Source organism: Ancylomarina sp. 16SWW S1-10-2 (assembly GCF_009669305.1).
Lineage (GTDB): Bacteria > Bacteroidota > Bacteroidia > Bacteroidales > Marinifilaceae > Ancylomarina.
In genome coordinates, this window is record NZ_SADB01000016.1 from 25785 (window position 1) to 46106 (window position 20322).

The 20322-nt window shown below is 32.7% G+C and carries 11 protein-coding genes; 2 read left to right on the forward strand and 9 right to left on the reverse strand.

The genetic code is table 11. The features are described 5' to 3' along the window. Positions 1-12: 12 nt before the first annotated feature. Positions 13-1455, reverse strand: a complete 1443-nt coding sequence (gene pyk / locus EMN46_RS13405) for a pyruvate kinase (protein ID WP_154201333.1) — start codon at positions 1453-1455, stop codon at positions 13-15. Positions 1456-2124: 669 nt separating this feature from the next. Between pyk and EMN46_RS13410 the strand changes: the two genes are divergently transcribed. Beyond that, positions 2125-5883 carry a CHASE domain-containing protein gene (locus EMN46_RS13410; protein ID WP_154201334.1) on the forward strand — a complete coding sequence of 1253 codons (3759 nt, stop codon included), beginning with the start codon at positions 2125-2127 and terminating at the stop codon, positions 5881-5883. Position 5884: 1 nt separating this feature from the next. Then, entirely contained in the window at positions 5885-7072 is a 1188-nt protein-coding gene (locus EMN46_RS13415; RefSeq protein ID WP_154201335.1) for a hybrid sensor histidine kinase/response regulator, read from the forward strand. A gap of 216 nt (positions 7073-7288) precedes the next feature. On the opposite strand, the gene mscL is transcribed toward EMN46_RS13415, so the two are convergent. The 8 genes from mscL to EMN46_RS13455 form a co-directional block, all read right to left on the reverse strand. Next, positions 7289-7708 carry a large-conductance mechanosensitive channel protein MscL gene (gene mscL, locus EMN46_RS13420; RefSeq protein WP_154201336.1) on the reverse strand — a complete coding sequence of 140 codons (420 nt, stop codon included), beginning with the start codon at positions 7706-7708 and terminating at the stop codon, positions 7289-7291. A 40-nt stretch (positions 7709-7748) separates the two neighbouring features. Beyond that, positions 7749-9119, reverse strand: a complete 1371-nt coding sequence (locus EMN46_RS13425) for an aldehyde dehydrogenase (RefSeq protein WP_154201337.1) — start codon at positions 9117-9119, stop codon at positions 7749-7751. A 549-nt stretch (positions 9120-9668) separates the two neighbouring features. Next, positions 9669-14255, reverse strand: coding sequence for a translocation/assembly module TamB domain-containing protein (locus tag EMN46_RS13430; RefSeq protein WP_154201338.1), 4587 nt, complete (start codon positions 14253-14255; stop codon positions 9669-9671). A gap of 16 nt (positions 14256-14271) precedes the next feature. After that, on the reverse strand, positions 14272-16089 hold the full coding sequence (gene bamA, locus EMN46_RS13435; protein ID WP_154201339.1) for an outer membrane protein assembly factor BamA: 1818 nt from the start codon (positions 16087-16089) through the stop codon (positions 14272-14274). Between the two features lie 179 nt (positions 16090-16268). Next, positions 16269-17126: a mechanosensitive ion channel family protein gene (locus EMN46_RS13440; RefSeq protein ID WP_154201340.1), complete on the reverse strand. Its 858-nt coding sequence runs from the start codon at positions 17124-17126 to the stop codon at positions 16269-16271. Between the two features lie 110 nt (positions 17127-17236). Continuing rightward, the gene (locus tag EMN46_RS13445; protein WP_154201341.1) at positions 17237-18184 is read right to left on the reverse strand and encodes a succinylglutamate desuccinylase/aspartoacylase family protein; all 948 of its coding nucleotides are present in this window, start codon (positions 18182-18184) and stop codon (positions 17237-17239) included. After that, positions 18177-19049 (reverse strand): 30S ribosomal protein S6--L-glutamate ligase, encoded by an 873-nt coding sequence (gene rimK, locus EMN46_RS13450; protein WP_154201342.1) that lies wholly within the window; start codon positions 19047-19049, stop codon positions 18177-18179. The genes EMN46_RS13445 and rimK overlap by 8 nt, the downstream gene beginning before the upstream one ends. A gap of 9 nt (positions 19050-19058) precedes the next feature. Then, positions 19059-19496: a RimK/LysX family protein gene (locus EMN46_RS13455; RefSeq protein WP_154201343.1), complete on the reverse strand. Its 438-nt coding sequence runs from the start codon at positions 19494-19496 to the stop codon at positions 19059-19061. Between the last annotated feature and the right edge of the window lie 826 nt (positions 19497-20322).

Here is a 20322-nt window from a genome sequence, read left to right on the forward strand (position 1 = left end):
CTATCTTTAATACTACTTATTTCCCGAGATACGTAAAAACTCAATTCGTGGATTGGATTTTGGATTAATAGCTGAAGGTCCTGCGACTAACATAGCGATTGCCCCCTTAATTCCTTTGTCATGCAGCCATGTTCGAGCAAATTCACTCCAAATTTCAGGCTCTTGGCTAAGCAGAACAGGATGCACACCGTACGAAAAGGTAAGACCTTGACAAACGTTGGCATTTCTGCTTATTGCCACAATCCAAACTTCAGGAGCAAATCGCGAAATCATTCTAGCCGTTTTGCCGGTTCGAGTAGGTGTAAACAAACTTGCACAAGGCACTGTTTGCAATGCATTCTCTACCATACTCGAAAGAGCTGCGGCTCCGGTATTGGGATTTTCCGGATCAAAAATGACATTCAAATCAACGGGTTTGTGCAGAGGTCGATTTTTTTCGGTGTAGATAGCAATGTCCGCCAACATTTTAACAGATTCTTCTGGATATTTGCCCATTGCTGATTCTCCCGAGAGCATTATACAATCTGTCCCATCCAAAATAGCATTTGCAACATCGGTTGATTCAGCACGAGTTGGTAAGCGACTAATCGTCATAGATTCCAACATTTGAGTAGCAGTAATAACTGGTTTACCTGCCATTCTGCACTTATTAATCAACTGTTTTTGTATGATAGCCATTTTCTGAATGGGTACCTCCACGCCCAAATCGCCCCTAGCCACCATTATACCATCTGAGACCTTAAGTATGTCGTCAAAATTAACTAAAGCATCAGAACGTTCTATTTTTGCTATAATAAAAGGTTGTTTGCCGAGAGCTTGGGCTGCTTTTCGTACATTTTTAATATCAGCAGGTGTTTCTACGAATGATTGACTTATCGCATCCACCCCATTTTGTAAAGCAAATTTAAGACAGGCATAGTCATGATCAGTAAACGCACTTAGTCCCAAATTGATTCCTGGCAAATTAAGACCTTTTCTGGAATATAATTCACCACCAACGGACACTTTGCAGTGCACATCGATATCAGTAATACGTTCTACAATAAGTTGTACTAATCCATCGTTTAAGAAGAGCCTATCTCCTGTCTTAACGACTTGAGGTAAACGTTCGAAACTCACCGAAACACGTTGTTGATTACCAATGATATCTTCATTGGTTAATGTAAAACTATCACCAGAAATTAATTGAATAGGTTCCTGTGCAATCTCACCCAAACGCATCTTTGGACCTGGCAAATCTGCCATAATAGCCACTCGACGACCAGTTGCTTTTTGAGCTGATCGAATACGTACTATTCTATCAGCATGATCTGAAAAATCACCATGAGAAAAGTTCAGTCGGGCAACATTCATACCGGCTCGCATTAAACGCTCAAGCATTTCGGGAGAGTCGGAAGCTGGACCTATTGTTGCAACTATTTTTGTTTTATGATTGGGCAAGAATGTACTTGGCATTTTTTTCTTTTTAAATTTTATGGTGATGGATAATTCCAACTTACCATTTACGTTTATTATTCAAATTTCATTTGTTATACAATTGATGTAAGGGCTGCATTCCACATCATCCTTTTTACATCCATCGCTTTTTTCTATGGACAACTAGGCTGTAACCACAGCTATTTTGCTAACCATAGCGACGAATACACCCTTGCATGCAAAAAGAGCACATAAAAGGTAGACATTACAAACGACATAGCCCAAAATCTTTAGCCACAAAACAAGTACATCTTGTAAAAAAACAGTTAGAAAATCATTTCAGTAAAAAATTATCATCTTATACTTGCTTTTCCACACAAAATTATCATTAACCTCACCCACAACTATATTTCACTTAATATCCAATTTACAAACAATCAAAATCACTAATTATTAAAACACTATTGCATCCTTATATATTTATCTATCAAAACACTTATCTTTAGCCTTTACACTTGAATATTAAACGAACTTTAGTATCTTGAATTCTATAGTTATTTATATTATTCAAATATAAGCTGCAGTTGTAATTAGTATCACATTTTCTTCTTGGTTTTATTATATTTTCAATAAACCCAACTAGAGTAAAACCATTTATTATGTGTACATATTTAGAAATTGCTTCAATTGGTTAAGTAAAGAACAATTATGAGAATAAAATACGATTGGCGAATATGGATGGTATGTATAATAGGCTTAGCAACAACACTAGCTGCTGCATATTTTGTGAAAACAGATTTTGATAAAATTTCTGAAACTGAATTTAAATTTGAATGCAAAGAGATTTCGAACAAAATAGAACTCCGATTGCACGCTAATGCAAGATTACTACAAAGTGGTGTTGCTTTATGGGCTGCTTCCGATACTATAAATCAGAACGATTGGCAGGCTTTTGTTGAAAAATCGAAAATAAAAGAAGACTTACCAGGGATTTTAGGTACTGGTGTTTCCCTTATTATTCCAGAAAAAAATCTGGATAAACATTGTATCGAGCTTAGAAGTAAAGGCTTTCCTAATTATAAAGTTTGGCCAAATCAGAAAAGAGATATCTACACCTCCATCGTTATGTTGGAACCGTTGAACGATCTTAATTTGCGTGCTTTAGGTTACGATATGATGACAAATTCTGTACGCAGAGAGGCTATGGAACGTGCCCGCGACTTAGATGTGCCAGCTCTTTCTGGCAAAGTGCTTCTTGTGCAAGAATCAGACACAGGTGTACAGGCAGGAAACCTAATATACGTACCAATATACCACAAAAATCGTCCCACTAGAAACATTGAAGAACGCCGCTCGGCCATTTTAGGTTGGGTGTTCAGTCCCTATAGAATGGACGATTTAATTCAAGGCATACTAGACGATTGGGATTTTAAAAAAAGTGACCGCGCACTACATTTGAATATTTATGATGGATTAGAATGCTCTCCTCAAAACATTTTATTTGAATCTCATAGTAATAATCAAAAATATAATACAAACATTCGATTTGCCTCACAAACTATAGTTGATTTTAACGGGCATAATTGGACCTTGGACTTTAAACAAAAAAATGGTAATATTTTTACTGACTATCTCGGAATGTGGGTCGTTCTTTTCGGAGGAATTATCATCATTGTTCTTTTACTTTTACTATCAGTCTCATTGATAGACACAAAGAATAAAGCTCAGAAAATAGCCGAAAAAGTAACCGCTGAATTAAAAGAAAGTGAGAGACAATTGGAAAAATCCCAAAGAATATCAAATCTAGGTCGATATTCATTTGATATTATTTCGGGGAACTGGACTAGTTCAAAAACTCTAGATGAAATCTTAGGAATTCAGACAAACGACAAGCACCCTATTGAATTGTGGATCAAATTATTACACACAGACAACAGAGAACAAATTAAGAAGTATTTGAATCAAACAATAACAAAACATTTATTTTTTGACAAAGAATATAAAATTGTTAGAGATAACGATAAACAAGTACGTTGGGTACATGGATTAGGACAGCTTGAGTTCGATAAGCAGAAAAAACCATTTAGAATCATTGGGACAATAAGAGATATTACAGAAAGAAAACTTGCCGAAATAGAAATTCAAAATATAACGAACCGTTTGCAACTAGCAACAAATGCTGCCAATATTGGCGTTTGGGATAGAGATTTAAATGATAATAAAATAATTTGGGATAAGACGATGTATGAACTGTTTGGCTTTTCTAAAGAACAATCTAAAGACCCTGCATCAGCTTGGAATGAAGCTCTTCATCCCGATGATATTTTGCGAGTGAATGAAGAAATCCAAATGGCTTTACGAGGTGAAAAAGAGTATAATACCGAATTTAGAGTCATTTGGCCCGATCAATCCATCCATCAGGTTAGAGGACGAGGCTTAGTAAGCTATGACGAAAGTGGGAAGCCTATTCGTATTCTTGGCATTGATATGGATATTACCGAGCAAAAGAAGGCCAACAAGATGATAAAACGCCAGCAAGAAGATTTAGAAGTCAAAGTTGCTGAACGAACAAAAGAATTAATCATATCGGAGAAAAAATTAAAGATAAGTATCAAAGATATTTCGGACTATAAGTTTGCATTGGATGAGTCAAGTATCGTTGCCATTACCGATAATAAGGGAATTATTAATTATGTGAATGACTATTTTTGCAAGATTTCAAAATTTGACAAAAGTGAACTAATTGGGAATAGCCACAAAATAATTAATTCTGGTTATCATTCTGATGAATTTTTCATCCATTTATGGCGTACCATTTCACAAGGTAAAGTTTGGAGAGGCGAAATTAAAAACGAAGCTAAAGATGGTAGTATTTATTGGGTAGACTCAACCATTGTTCCCTTTTTAGATGAAAAAGGAAAACCTTATCAATATATTGCCATTCGCTTTGATATTACAAGTAAAAAAATTGCAGAAGAATCTATAATTAGTGCTAAAGATGCAGCCAATTCAGCCAATAAGGCAAAAAGCGAATTCTTGGCTAATATGAGCCACGAAATTCGTACACCCATGAATGCTGTTATTGGTTTTTCTGAACTTTTAGCCCAATCGATTAAAGATGGAAAACAACTTTCTCAAGTTGAATCAATTCGTAATAGTGGCAAAACACTTCTTAAGATCATCAACGATATTCTTGATCTTTCAAAAATAGAAGCTGGTAAAATTGAGATTATTCCTGAAGTAATTAACCTCAAAGAATTAATATCCGAAGTTAAAGATATGTTCATTCTAAAGGCAAAAGAGAAAGATCTCTATTTTGCAGTAGAATACAAAAGCATAGTGCCCAAAATGCTCCTTATAGATGAAGTGAGAGTGCGACAAATTCTATTTAACATAATAGGCAATGCACTTAAATTTACCGAGCAGGGGCATGTCATTGTTACTGTTGATGGACATAGAGATCCTCAAAATCATGAAAAACTAAACCTCACATTTCATGTGGAAGATACTGGAATGGGTATCTCTCACGATGAGCAAGACTTAATTTTTGAACCATTCAATCAACAAAAAGGTCAAAGCAGTAAATATGGTGGAACAGGATTAGGCTTGTCAATTACAAAAAAACTGATTGAAAAAATGGGCGGAACAATCACCCTTGACAGTGAAATTGGGAAGGGAAGTCAATTTTCGGTACGTATCCCTAACATTACGATTGCTACCGATGAGATTAAAACTTTAAAAGACACATTCGATCATTCAGAAATTGTTTTTGAAAATGCAAAGATCATGATAGTGGATGACAACGAAGAGAATCGAAAACTAATTAGAGATTTATTAGAATGCTCACAAATTCAATTTTCAGAGGCATGTAATGGTAAAACAGCAGTCGCTTTAGCCAAAGAAATTATACCAGATATTATATTAATGGATTTACGCATGCCTGTAATGGATGGCTATGAAGCCACACAACTTCTTAGACAAAACGAAAGCACCAAGTCGATACCAGTTCTTGCAATTTCAGCTTCAACACGAAAAATTATGTATGGTGATCGATCCAATGGCATTTTTAATGAATATTTAATAAAACCAATAAACGCATCTGTTTTATTTGAAAAAATAAAGAAGTATCTTCCCTTCAAAATTCGAAAAAAATTAACCAATGAGGAAACTCCCAAGGAACAAATGGTATTAACAGAGAATCAAATAAATGATCTCCCAGATTTAATCCATATTCTTGAAACAAAGTTTATACCAAAACATCAGAAAATAAGTCAATCTCAAATGATTGATCACATAGAAGAATTTGGAATGGAACTTAAAGCGCTAGCAGAAGAAAATGACATTGAATATTTGCTAAATTATGCAAATGAAATCTGTCAATTTGCTGACAATTTTGAAATTGAAAAATTAACTCAATCTTTGAAACGCTTTCCTCAGATAACAGAACAATTTAAAAACTACAACTAACATGTTTACGAACGATAAAAACACAAAAATTAAAATATTAGCTGTTGATGATAATCCCAAAAACATTCAAGTTATTGGAAGCTTTCTTCGTGATGCCGGTTATTCTGTCGGATTTGCTTATGATGGACAGCAAGCTCTAAACATTTTAAATGAAACACCAGATTTTGATTTAATTCTATTGGATATCAATATGCCGGTAATGAATGGTCTTGACACATGCAAAGCCATACGAGCAAGCGAAACACTCAAAGAAATTCCAGTAATATTTTTAACCGCCTTAAATGATACCAACGATATTCTTACTGGATTTGATGTAGGAGGTCAAGATTATGTATGTAAGCCCTTTAATTCTAAAGAAATATTATCTCGTATTAACACACATGTTGAATTAAAACGTAGTAAAGATCAACTTAAAAAAGTCAATCAATGGCTTGAAGATAAAGTAGAAGAACGAACTCACGAGCTTCGCAAATCGAATTTAGAATTGGAAAAAGCATACCAAGAATTACAAGTATTAGATAAATCAAAATCTGATTTTCTTACGTTAATCACGCATCAAATCAATACACCATTGAACGGTATTCTTGGCTTTATTGGTATTTTGAAAGATGAACTTAAAGATTCACATCTAAATGAAATGTGTTCATATCTCGAAATTTCAGCAAAGAGACTTGAGTCTTTTGCAAAAGTTGGTTTAAAAATAACAGAGTTACGTACAAAGAAACTCACTGTTGAAAAAAGAGAGGTACATCTCGACAATTTAATTGAGATGTCTAAAATTAGTCTTGCTGAAAAGATTAAGGAGAAAAACATCAGTATTCAGATAGAAGGTGATATGCTTGAGAGTACTTGTGATGGAGATGAAGGCTTACTTAAATTTTGCGTTGAAAGTATCCTCGAAAATGCGATTAAATTTTCTCCCAAAGAAGGAACTATTTTTGTGACAATTAATTCTGAAGAAGATAGAAGACACTTCTCTTTTATTGATCAAGGAAATGGATTTAATACAAAAGCACTCGATTCTTTATTTAAACTATTTGTGCCAGGAAGCGATTACTCTGATGAAAATATCGGTTTAGATTTGGCTTTGGTTAAACTTATTATGGATGCTCATAAAGGAGTCGTTACGGTCACAAATCATGAGAAAAATGGAGCTGTTGTTACCTTAACTTTCCCAATCCAAAATTAGATATAAATCATGGTTTCGATGACCAAGTTTCATAACAAATGGCATTATTCCCAACCTTTGTTAATACATGGATACTATATACAAAAGCAATACAGCTATTTCAAAATATAAATTCTGAAATAGCTGCATTATCCCTTACCTTTTATAACTACAAAATCTTTAAACATATACCAATTCGACGGTAAATAATCGCTTAATTAAGGTTGGATAGACTTATTATTTTTCTTTTAGTAAGTCTCTAATTTCAGAGAGCAACTCTATATTCTTTGGTGTAGAAATAGTAATATCCTTTTCGTCGAGAGCTTTTCTTCTCAATTTATTGAACATCTTAATTACCAAAAAAAGTGTGATTGCGATAATAGAAAAATCAAATAACACCTGTATAAAGTTACCATAGTTTATAGCTACTAACTCTTGAGTTACAACTCCAGTATTATCTACTATTTGCTCTTGAAGAACTAATTTTAAATTTTGAAAATTCACCTCACCAATTATTATACTAAAAAAAGGTAGAATAATATCATTTACTAAAGAAGATACTATTTTATTAAATGCAACCCCAATAATAATTCCGATTGCCATATCAAACATATTCCCATTAATGGCAAACTCTTTAAATTCCTTAATTATTTTCATGATACATCGTTAAACTAATTTTCTATTACCTAATCGTAATTTATTCTATAAGCCATTTCATTATGGCTATGTTTTTCTTTGAGTAAGGCGCATATTTAAGCTTACTTTCAAACCAAAATGGTTTATCTAATATGCTTTTATAATGAGAAAAGGTATCAAAACCGGCCTTCCCGTGATAACTTCCCATACCACTTAAACCAACTCCTCCAAATGGAAGCTTACTATTAGATAGATGCATTAAACTCTCATTAACAGCACCGCTTCCAAAAGAAAGTTCTCTTAGTAACTTGTTAATTTGCTTTCTGCTTTTAGCATATATGTAGCAAGACAAAGGCTTATCCCTTTCCTTTACCTTTTTTATGACCTCATCAAGATTAGTAAAAGAAATAACGGGAAGAATTGGTCCGAATATTTCATCTTTCATGACTTCGTCTTCAAACGTAATATTTTTCAATATTGTCGGGCTAATAAATCTATTCTCTCTATTTAAATAGCCTCCAACATATACTTTATCTTTATCAATCAGTTTACTAAGACGGTCAAAATTATTAGTATTTATTATTCTTAAATAGTTCTCATCAATATCCTCTTTATTATTATGATATTTTTCAATTTCATTTTTTAATGCTAAAAGGAATATTTCTTCAATTGATTTGTCTACTAAAATATAATCAGGGGCGACACAAGTTTGCCCTGCATTTAAAAATTTTGCCCAAACAATTCGTTTAGCAGTCATCTTAATATCCGTATCGGCAAGCACAAAAGTTGGACTTTTACCTCCAAGCTCAAGTGTAACGGGGATTAAGTTTTTTGCAGCTGCTTGATAAACAATCCTACCAATTGGAATACTTCCAGTAAAAAATATTTTATCAAATTTTTGTTCTATCAGCTCCGTAGTTTCTTTAACGCCACCTTCAACAACACAAAAATAATTGCTCTGAAAATTATCATTAATAATTTTAGCCATCACTTCTGATGTTTTGTCCGGAAGTTCACTTGGCTTTATAATCACTGTATTTCCTGCCGCAAGCGACGATATAGCAGGAATTAATGAAAGCTGATATGGGTAATTCCACGCTCCAATAACTAACGTAACCCCTAAAGGCTCTGGAATAATGTAACTTTTTGATGGGAAATTAACTAAACCAGATGATACCTTTTTCCGTTTACTCCATTTCTTTGTGTGTTTTATAAAACTATTAATTTCGTGATATATCAAAGACAATTCAGTTATATAAGTTTCAAATTCAGATTTACCAAAGTCTTCATAGATTGCTCTATAAAGCAAACTTTCATTTTCTTTCAGAATAGCCTTTACCTTTTTTAATTGTTCTATTCTAAAATGTACATTTTTAGTTGTATTTGAATTGAAAAAGTTTTGTTGTTGTGTAAGTATATCCCTTATTTCCATTTTGAATATTTTATTCTCTATTCTTTTTATTACATGACACTTAACTAAATGTATTTGCCACCATACAATAACTACCACGTCTCCCTCACCTTAAGTAATTCGTGACTATTTACTCCTATAGAATAATAAAAAGAGCAACCGTTTTGCTAAACTAAAAAGCAGTATTAGAGGCTTCTATATATTCTTTTAACAATAAAAAATATCATTAAACTTTTAGCCTACTAAATTTACTAAATAAAATAATAAACAAAACATAAAAAGATGGCAAAAAGCAGGATTACATCAGAATTAAAAAAAATATTTTGAATTAATTTGAATGTAAACTAAGGAGAATATTAAGTTTCAAAACAAAAATAGAGATATTAATACAGCGAGTTTATTACGACCCAAATTTGGTAGAAAATATTTTCGATACAAGCTTTATGGTAAATCAGAAAAAGAGAGGAAAAAACTATTTACTTCACTCTGACAGATTCATACAACTAAAAAAAACGTTAACGAAACGCTTACAAGAACCTTATAAGGAAGTAACTTAACATGGATTCTTTTCTACCTCCACGTCCATTTAATAATAAAATCAAAACCAGAGTTTGTACTTTGATTAGTGGCCTGTAAAAAGAGAGAGCGATAGAATTGGTACTCCATTGATATTTTTTCAGGTTCAACTATTTTATCTTTTTTATCAAGAGCAAAAGTGCGTTCGTAATTTAGATATAGGTTATTGGTAATATATTTCCCTATGGAAACACTGCTTTGCGATCCACTCCCATTTCCTGTAATTTCAATCGCATCCAAGCCTAAAGATGATTGAAGAACATCTTTCATCACATTTGATATTTGACCTATAGCTAAATCTTTAGCAATATCTACATTACTACTACTTGCCGAAGCTGTTTCTTGGGTATCCAACTGACTGGAAGTTTTATTGAATAATAAACATGAAATAGCATCTTTCTCTTCTATTACCGTGTCATCAAGATAAAATTCGACTTTGGGTTGAGAAACCCGACCAGAAACATTTAAATTTAGCTTTCGTAGAAGATTTTCAGAATCGCGAAATTTATATGCTATTTTAAAATCAACCACCGGATCAATTTTCTGCCCACCAGTTAAACTTATTGTTCCTTCTTCAACTTCAAGCCTACGACCATAAATCTTATAATAGCCTCGTTTTATATTAAGATCACCAAAAAAATCAATTTGTTCTCCCTCTTTTATGGCTCTTACTTTCCCTGCCAATTCAAAATTCATGTTTTTACCTTTTATCCATGAATTACGCGGAATCTCTATTTCGAATTCTCCTTTTAAATTCTTATAAATATCAGGCGTATTTTTAACATTGGAATCCTTTCTAATAATATGATTTAACTTAAATTCTTCGGCATCTTTTTGAGCTTTAACAAGTAATGGCTGATCAAAATCGTTAGAGATACCCTTATATTCTTTTAAAAATACGTCGGTGTTTAAAGTCGAGCTCAAAATAGAAAGTTTCCCTTTTAAAACAGGATGTTCGGCATACCCTTTTACCGATAAATTGGCATTAACTACTGCCTTAAGCATATCAGAATTAAATGCTCTAAAATTTTCTCCACTTAAGTTTAAATCAATCTTAGTCAAGTCTCCTTTTAAAAGAGAATCAAACTCCACGTAACCATTCATTTTTAAGTTGCCTTTACCCGAGAAAAGATGAAGACTATCGAGATAGAAATGGTTATTATTCAATTGGCTTCGTATTTCTATTTTATTGTAATCAATGCCTAGTTTTTTATAACTCACAGCACCTTTGGAAAGCTTAAATTTCCCATCTATTTTCGGATTGTTAAGGGTATTAGCAATATCCATTTTTAAACTCAACAAACCTTTGGTTGCTATCCCTTTTAAAGGAATAAAAGGCGTAAATTGAGAAAGTTCCAATTGATTGATATTTACATTTCCCTGTAGCAACTTGCTTGTCTTATTTATTGAAATACTGTCGGTGAAAGAAAAATGAACAGGAACTTTTAGTTCTGCAAAAATTAAGGGCGATGTATTTTTATTTAAGGATCCCACTAATTTAAGATACTCATCATCATAATTTATGGTACTTTGAAAACGACTATACCTAAGTTGGTCTATTCCCGGTTTATCGATATTAAGACTACCGCTAAGGACTGGCTTCTCTGCGGTACCTGTAATATCAAGAAGGGCATTTATATTTCCCGTAAATCGATAGGGCAAAAAACTTAAGCCTGGAATTTCGATCAGTTTTAAATTCTTCAGTTCAAGCTGCAAGTCTTCGTTGCCACGAAAAGCAAAAATGCCATTGGCTCTCATTGCACTTTCCCTTGAAGTCATTTCTAATTGGTTAATTACAATGGAATCTTTTCCAAATTGGATAAAACTATTATCGCTACCACCAATCCAATTATTATTAAAAATGTTAAGATTTATTTCAGGAAAATAAAGACTTGGGGTATTACCAAAGTGCCATTCGGATAAGATATTGCCATATAAACTATCGGAACCTTTAAATTTAAAGGAATTAGTTGCTTTTAATTTGTTCAAATCACTTTTAAAGTGGATTGTTTTCACATTTAACTTTTGGTATCGGGAATCATTTAACTGTAAATCTACCCAACCAGAATTACCCTTATTTGAAATTAACATATTCGAGTTAACTTTAAGTTGTTCCACTTGAATGGAATCAAACTTTAACTTTTCAATATTAAGATTGGATGAAAAATTGAGCGAATCAAGAGAGCCCGTAATGTCAGTCGTCAATTGACCTGCAAATTGCAAGTCTTTTTGATTTAAAACAGAGCTAAGCTTTTGTATATCTTTGGAAGTAACACTAAAATCAAGCTTATTTGACTTAATCCAGTTGCCTTGCCCCTCGCCCTGCACTAAAACAAAAGGCGTTTTAATGTTGAATCCCGTCAAAAGGTAATCGCCCTTATTTAAACTGAGTTTGGAAGAGAAATCATCCAAAGGCATTCCAAAAATAGTTGAAGAATCAGATTGCAATTCTATATCTGCGGTAAGAGATTTGAGATCAATCGCTGTACCTTTTGCTCTGATAGTGAGATTAATATCAGAAGACAAATTATCATTTCTTATAAGTCTTGCAAGATTAATGTTATTGAGAGTTCCTGAAACGCTATAATTTGGTTTTGTGAAGATTTTTTCAACATTAATTTTTGTTTTCAGATTTCCCATAATGGAATTTGTCATCAATTCACCATGAAAACTTTCTCCACTTTTTTCTATTTCTGCTTCAAGATTCTCTAGGTAATAATCACCCCAATTGGCAAAACCAATTTTCATATTAGTATTAAAACTAAGGTCTTTTAAACCAATCGGCAAAGTAGTAGCAGTTTGTTGTAGTGAATCATTCTCGGTAAAGTTTGTGTTGACTGAAAAGCGGGAATCGATAGTAACAAGCGCATTACGAAGACCTGATGAAACAGTTTTAAAATCAACAATATTAGTATTCGATTTGAACACCAGTTGATTAAATGGACCTGAAATTTCCCCTTTAGTTTCTCCTTCAAAATGGATAGGAGACAAACCGAGTGCGTCAACCGTTTTCTCAATGTTTTTAGATTGTATATTAAATGACAACTGGTTATTGCCCGAAAACATTCCTTCTCCATTAAGTTTGGCACTTAGATAGGGAGCCTCAATATGAAAATCCTCTATTTTGTATTTGTCTTTATTAATTTCAATCTTAGCATTAAGATTCGAAAGTGGCTGATCAAACAGAACTGATTTTTCGGATTTTAATATAACATTCGCTTGCATTTCACCAGGCTCAACCCCTTGTCCGTATGTTTGTAAATTAAGGTTGATATTCGATTGTAATTTTTTGTTTCCAGTTAATTTTGCCAAATTGAAATGCTTCAATTCTAATAGAGCCTTGTATTCTGGGGTTGTTAATATTTTTTCAATATGAAATCTAGAATCAAGCTTACCAAAGATAGTCTGGGCTTTCACAGTCCCAGCAAGCGTCTCTTTTTCTTTTTCGAAATCCAATAGAAAATTATCCATCTCATAATTGGCATATTTCAAATCAGAAAATTGTGCGTGGACATCCAACAAACTACTTTTCAGGTCTATCCCCTCACCCTTTAAGTCTATACGACCTTTAATGTTGGATTTTAGTTCTGGATTATGAGTCCAATACGCACCATTCAAACTGTCGACTTCCATAATAAACTCATAAGTTGGCCTGCTATTTAAATTAGCAAGCTGACCAAAAATTGTAATACGTTGCTTGTTTTGTGTCAGTTTAAAACTAATGTTGCTACTCTTTGCCTTGTTACTTACCTGTAGTTCAATTTCTGGCTTACCATGAAGCATTGGAAACCAATTGTTCAACTCATCAAAATCGAGAGGTAAAGCCTTTAATGTTAACTGTGAATTACCCAGTTGGTTTAATGGGATAGATCCTGTTGAATGAATATTGGTATTTTTCATTTGAAGATCAAAAGATTTCCAGCTAAAAACAGAATCAACAAGGTTTGCTTGGAACTTTAAATGATTGACTTCAAGAGATGGCTCTTGAGCTACGAGTTCAAATTGATCCAAATTAAACTTCATCCTATTCGGGGTCATTTCAAAAGCAAGAGAGGTATTCAATTTTAGAGAATGAGGAATCAATCTGCTTGAATCTATAGACTCTATAGTGGCTACAAAATCGCTCAATTGAACCTTTTCGAAATCAATTATCCAAGAAAAAGAGCTCGGCAAGGTATCCTTCTTTGAGGTATCCTCTAGGGGAACCAATTTTTGCAGATTCCATAAACTATCACTTCCCTGTTTTAAATTAATAGAAAGCCCTTTAATGTGAATTAAATCTGCATGGATTTCTTTTCCCATTACTGCCCAGAGATTATATTTAATTTCTAGTTTATCTAGACCAAGCAACTCCTTCTCGTTTTGATGTAAACTTAAGTTGTTTATCGTAAAATGAGAAAGAAGATTACCCTCAATATTTGCAATTTTGAGTTCACCATTAAGCTCTTGATTGGCTGTTTGGCTAACTTTATCAGCTATCAAATGGTTAAATCTTCCGCTAGAAATAGCAAGCAAAATAACTATGAAGAGAACTAAGATTCCCCCCAACACAAAGCCTACTATTTTAAGCGTTTTCTTCATATCTTAATTTCTGTCATTAAAATGCATGCCCAATTGTAATAAAAAATTGAGCACTAAATTTATCTTTGAATACAGGAGTGGCCACATCGAGACGAATAGGTCCAACTGGCGTTTTTACCCGTAAACCCAAACCTGCATCATAGTGTAGGTCTCCCAATTCTAAATTCCAAGAATCAGACCAAACATTTCCAAAATCCATAAATGAAACTCCTGTGAATATCCCGAACAGAGGAAATCTCAATTCCAAACTACTTTCGAGCATACTGTTTCCACCCAATTTGTTACCTTCTTCATCTACAGGTGAAATCTGATGACGTCCCCAGCCTCGTAGAGATGACGCCCCACCCATAAGGAACCTATCTTCTATTGGTGTCTGTAAATCGCCATGAGTTGGCTCCATAATGCCACTTTTTAACTTACTCGCAAAAACAACTTTCTTACTCAAGGAATGGTAGTATGATACTTCAGCCATTAATTTATAGTAGTGCAATTCGCTATTGAAACCAAGCCCCATATAGGTTGCCATTCCACTAAATTTGAAGCCTTTGGTGGGCGAAAACAGATTATTTATGTCCGATTTCTTGTAACCAATAGTAATCCCTGATTTCGTATTATTCAAATCATCAATGTCAATATCGTCTGCAGTAAGCTCTTCATTGGTCAAGTCTACCTTATCTTTTCCATAAGTGTAAGAAAAATAGGCCGATGTTTTCTTTGTAAATACTTTTTGTAAGGTTAAAGATGTCCCCCATCTGTCCACCTCATAACTATCCTCCTCTTCTCTTGAAAAAAAAGGATTGAGAATGAAATCCATGTTTTTAGTCCATATATTTGGTTGAATAAATTTAACTTCAAGATCCAAAGGGTTAAAATGAGAATGGCTCCCTTTTACGATTAGGGTTCGACCACCACCTAGAAAATTAAGTCGTTTCAACAACATCGAAACTCGAATTTTATCTTCTGTTCCATATCCGACACCCGTTTTTAGAGACCAACGTGGCAATTCTTTCACATGAATAAAAATTGGAATTTTGTCATTTTTCACACTGTCCTCTATCGCTCTAATGGTTACATATTTGAATAATGATAATTCGAATAACTCCTTTTGAGTTTTTTCCAGCTTAGCTTGAGAAAAAGTTTCATTTTCCTTTATCTTAATATACTTGTTTATGTAGGAAGTAGATATTAAAGAATCGCCACGAAGATTTATTTCACCGATATAACTTTTATTACCTGGTTTAATATCAAACTCAACATCTGCTGTTTGTTTGCTTTCATTTAATGTGATGTTAGAATTCACCCGAATAAAAGGATATCCCTTACGACTAAAATAATTATAGATAATTTTCTCAGCCGCGATAACATCTTCATCACGGAAACGCTTAGCCGATTTTATTGGTATATTTTTTTTAATAGAATCCAAACTCTGTTGACTATTTGTATCAATTGGCAACTTGTATTGAATTTTGCTGATAAGAACGACTGGTCCCTCCTTTATATTTAGCTTAATATCAAGTTTTTTCTTTCTACTATCGGGTATTAATTGGTAAGAAATAACGGGACTTAAAAACCCATTTTTTTGATAGTAATTTTTTAATTTGATAATATCGTCTTCGAAACTATAGCTTGAGAAATGTGTCCTTTTCTCCCAGAACTTAAGCTTTTGGGTAAGCGTGATAGGTGTGGTACTCATCTGTTTTAGAAGCGATTCTTTTGACAAGGAATCATTACCAGTAAAGCTAATATTATGAATAAATAGATCATCTTGAGCAGATAAATCTAGACAATTCGTTAGAGACAGAAAGCCAATTATTAGGAGAATTCGGATACGCATGCTTTTCTGGTGAAATAGTTATCTAATAAAGATATATAAATTAAAAGTTATTAGATGTATGAATTAGATCGAGTTATCTGTATGCTTATAATTTTTATAATAACGAACACTTATAATGGATAATAAAAATTATTTGTCTTACTCATTCTTTAACATTAATCTGATTAATCAATTTTACTCTATATTTTAGCCCCATTTTTCATGTCCTTTTTATATACAATTGTCATGTATGGAAATGGGATTTCAATACCTTCTCTATCAAACCTTTCCTTCACCGATTTTAAAAGATCACATTTAAGAAAAAACCCATTATCATTTCCTGATGTCCAAGCATATGCTTTTAAGTCAACAGAAAAATCTGATAATGCAATAACGCGGACAATAACACAGGGAATATTGTTTTCAATATCTTCTTCCGTTCGGTTATCAATTAACAAGGGATGCTTTTCTACTTCATCACGTATGATATCAATAGCCTTGTCAATATCAGAATCGTAGCTGATTGAAAATTCTATATGTTTTCTAATTTTCTCATCTTGAATATTACAATTGATGATCGTTTCTTCGCTAATAATACTATTCGGAATTATGATTCTTCTATTCTGATAATCCTGAATTAAAGTATGTCTCAAGGTTATCTCTTCAACAACACCTATCTGTCCATCTTTAAATTCAATAATATCAGATATTTTAAATGGCTTAAAAATTAAAATGAAAATACCACTTATTATATTTGAAAATGCTTTTTGTGACGCAAAACCAATCACAATAGTAATTATACCTGCTCCAGCAAAAAGTGCCGTTCCAAGAGATTTTAGATAAGGGATTTTGTAAAAAATAAAAATGATAGCTGCGGTATAAATAATAAACCCTACCGAATTCTTAAGAAATGAAAAATTGGTAGGATCAGTTCTCAACTTCAAAGAATACTTACTTATAAATACACTTAGAATCTTTCTTAAAATTATTGTTAACACAATCGCAAACACAACTGTAATTCCAACTAATAAAGTGTAATTAAATGTTTCTTTATCCATGATTACTTTATGTATTAAAATTTTATAAAACACAATAAATGAACTTCAAATAAATAGAGGCGTTTTCACAACAAACACCTCTACTCTATCTGAAAAATTATATATTTATTTTATCCCATACTTACATGAAAAATAGCATCACCTTTATACACTATTGGAGCTGTATTTAAACCATAAATACAGCAATCAAATGGTGCAAATATTTTTCTTTCAAATTCACCATATGGATCCGAAACTCTACCAATAACTTCTTTGTGTTTTACATTAGCACCATTTTTTACCAAAGGCTCGAAAATACCAGAATGAGGTGACCTTAACCATTTGTTTTTTCTTAACATGATGTACTCAGTATCATTGTTAATATCACCATCCTGCATCCCCAAATGTTTCATTATATTTAAGGCTCCATTAACTCCAGACGAAATAACTTTATTATCGAGATGTAGCGATTTGCCACCTTCAAACAACAAGCTCGTTTTTCCCATTTTATTAAAAGTATCTCTAATCGATTTTGAAATACTATTTGAATCAACAATAAATTTAGTTCCAAATATTTTGGCTAGTTCTAATGTTCTTGCATTATTAAAATCACACCTAACATTCGGAAAATTCTCTCGACTTGAGCCTCCCGTATGAAAGTCAATGACATAGTCAACCAAAGGTGCAATTTCGTGGGTAAATTTATATGCAAACTGGCTTGCCAACGAACCTGAGGCTGAACCAGGAAAGACTCTATTTAGATCTCTACCATCGGGAAATTCCCTTTCCTGATTTAAATAACCAAATACATTGAATACAGGTATGCATATAATGGTGCCAATCTTAGGCTTGTTTAATTTCTTTCTTATAACATCCCTTACAATAGCAACACCATTGGTTTCATCGCCATGTACTCCACCAATCAATAAGAGTACCGGACCCTCTTTTTTGGCACGTTCAATAATTACAGGCACACTTAAATTGTTCCTCGTATGTAACTTCGCCACATCCATTTCGATAACAGCTTTTTTGCCTTTCTTTATTTCTTGGCCTAAAATGATAAATGGCTTATCAGACATTTCGTTCTATGTATTTAACAATTTCTTTAGCAATATCCTTCTTCGTTGCCGCTTCGATACCTTCAAGACCTGGAGAAGAGTTAACCTCTAAAACCAAGGGACCATTTTCCGACTGTAACATATCAACACCAGCAACACCTAAGCCCATGGCTCTGGCTGCTTTAATAGCAGTAAGTTCTTCTTCATCGGATAATTCAATAATATTAGCACTTCCTCCTCTATGCAAATTAGAGCGAAATTCACCCTCTTTACCTTGTCTTTTCATGGCTCCTACAATAACACCATCTACAACAAATGCTCTAATATCAGACCCTCCAGCTTCCTTAATAAACTGCTGCGCAATAACCCTAGCTTTAAGTCCATTAAAAGCTTCTATAACCGAATTTGCTGCATTATGTGTTTCTGCCAACACAACACCTAAACCTTGCGTTCCCTCTAGTAATTTTAAAACTAATGGTGCTCCACCAACCGATTCTATAACGTGATCAACATCTTTTGCATAATTGGTGAAAATAGTCTTTGGCAAACCAACACCAGCTCGTGCCAATATTTGTAAACTTCTTAGTTTATCTCTCGAGTTAACTAATGCTTGCGATTTAACTGCCGAGAATATATCCATCATTTCAAATTGTCGTACTACAGCAGTTCCATAAAATGTAACCGAGGCTCCAATCCTTGGAATTATTGCATCAATGTCATCTAAATAGATTCCATTATAATATATTCTTGGCGATTTTTTTTCTAGTTCTATCACACATTTTAAATGGTCAACAACTAACATTTCATGTCCTTTTGCTTCCCCAGCTTCTACTAATCGTTTTGTAGAATATAGATTTGGATTCCTAGATAAAATTACAATTTTCATATTTATTTTTTATTTTTTATTTTTTTCTATTTTGAAAGAGAGATTTTTTAATGAAGTATCTACTATAAATCTTTTATTTAAGAACCTTCTGCCCAATAGTACCGGATATTTCATATCACTTCTTTCACTCAATGATAATTTAATTGAATATTCTGTTTCGAAAATTAAAATCGTTGTTTTAAAGATGTATCGTTGTTCAACAGCTCCAAAAGAACTCTTAACTAACTTTGTCTTATAGTTTTTTACTTTAAATACCTTATTATTATATTTAGGATGAGAAGAGTCTAAAAGTCTGAATTCGAGATGTTTCATTCCATCCAAGTCAACTTCTTTAATCTCGTGACTATGAATTGACGACGTATAAGCTCCAGTATCCACCTTAATATCAATATCATGTAAATCTAATTCTGGAAAATCTACTTTATCTATTCTTCCAATTATCTTCATATAATGTCTTTTTAATAGAATATCTCATTCTAAAATTCAATTTTAAATAAACCAGAATTCTATGATACACCACATGAAACTCTAATATCAAAGATAAACGTAATCTTATATCGTAAGCCATTTTATCACATTATTATTTCTTGTAATGTGTAATTTTTTGTCGTCATAAATCATCGTCAAAATTGTTCCTTTACAAAGTTAAATAGGTAACTTAATAAGAAACAATAGAGTCCAATTCACACAACATTAATCACCTAAAAATAACAACTTTAATAATTTTAAAATATAACAACACAAGCTTATCTTGTCCCCATTAGTTATTGATTTTAAAAATCAGCAACTAATTCTTTTTGATTCATATTTGCATCTCTATTTTCCAATATACTCTAAATTAGAGTCTCACAAGAATTAATAATCTATAAATTTCTGTAAAAACCAGTCTATATCTTTGCAATAACATGACGCGATTAAGTCGACATACAAAAATAACTAATATGTATCTGGCATATTTTTTTCCAAATATGACATTTGAAATTCAAATTACGAATATTTTCATCACTTGATTTGCACTAAAAATTCGTATTCTAATGATATATATTCCGTCTAACAATAATTTTATTATAATTAAGCTGAAAATCTCATAAATTACACCTTTATGGAAATTAACATAAGTAGATTATTTTTTGTGTTTTAAATATTAACAAATAAAAATAAAATATTGAATTCAATACATTGAGTATTAGAATCATTTCACAATTTATAAAATACAAAAAGTACAATAACTACTTAACAACACGCATACCACAATCGACATACCCCTCTTAGC

What these genes read in the sequence shown, in the direction of transcription:
- mscL (WP_154201336.1), bottom strand. Translation starts at nt 7,708, where the DNA reads ATGAAAATAATTAAGGAATTTAAAGAGTTTGCCATTAATGGGAATATG.
- EMN46_RS13430 (WP_154201338.1), bottom strand. Translation starts at nt 14,255, where the DNA reads ATGAAGAAAACGCTTAAAATAGTAGGCTTTGTGTTGGGGGGAATCTTA.
- EMN46_RS13455 (WP_154201343.1), bottom strand. Translation starts at nt 19,496, where the DNA reads ATGAAGATAATTGGAAGAATAGATAAAGTAGATTTTCCAGAATTAGAT.
- pyk (WP_154201333.1), bottom strand. Translation starts at nt 1,455, where the DNA reads ATGCCAAGTACATTCTTGCCCAATCATAAAACAAAAATAGTTGCAACA.
- EMN46_RS13410 (WP_154201334.1), top strand. Translation starts at nt 2,125, where the DNA reads ATGAGAATAAAATACGATTGGCGAATATGGATGGTATGTATAATAGGC.
- bamA (WP_154201339.1), bottom strand. Translation starts at nt 16,089, where the DNA reads ATGCGTATCCGAATTCTCCTAATAATTGGCTTTCTGTCTCTAACGAAT.
- EMN46_RS13415 (WP_154201335.1), top strand. Translation starts at nt 5,885, where the DNA reads ATGTTTACGAACGATAAAAACACAAAAATTAAAATATTAGCTGTTGAT.
- rimK (WP_154201342.1), bottom strand. Translation starts at nt 19,049, where the DNA reads ATGAAAATTGTAATTTTATCTAGGAATCCAAATCTATATTCTACAAAA.
- EMN46_RS13445 (WP_154201341.1), bottom strand. Translation starts at nt 18,184, where the DNA reads ATGTCTGATAAGCCATTTATCATTTTAGGCCAAGAAATAAAGAAAGGC.
- EMN46_RS13425 (WP_154201337.1), bottom strand. Translation starts at nt 9,119, where the DNA reads ATGGAAATAAGGGATATACTTACACAACAACAAAACTTTTTCAATTCA.
- EMN46_RS13440 (WP_154201340.1), bottom strand. Translation starts at nt 17,126, where the DNA reads ATGGATAAAGAAACATTTAATTACACTTTATTAGTTGGAATTACAGTT.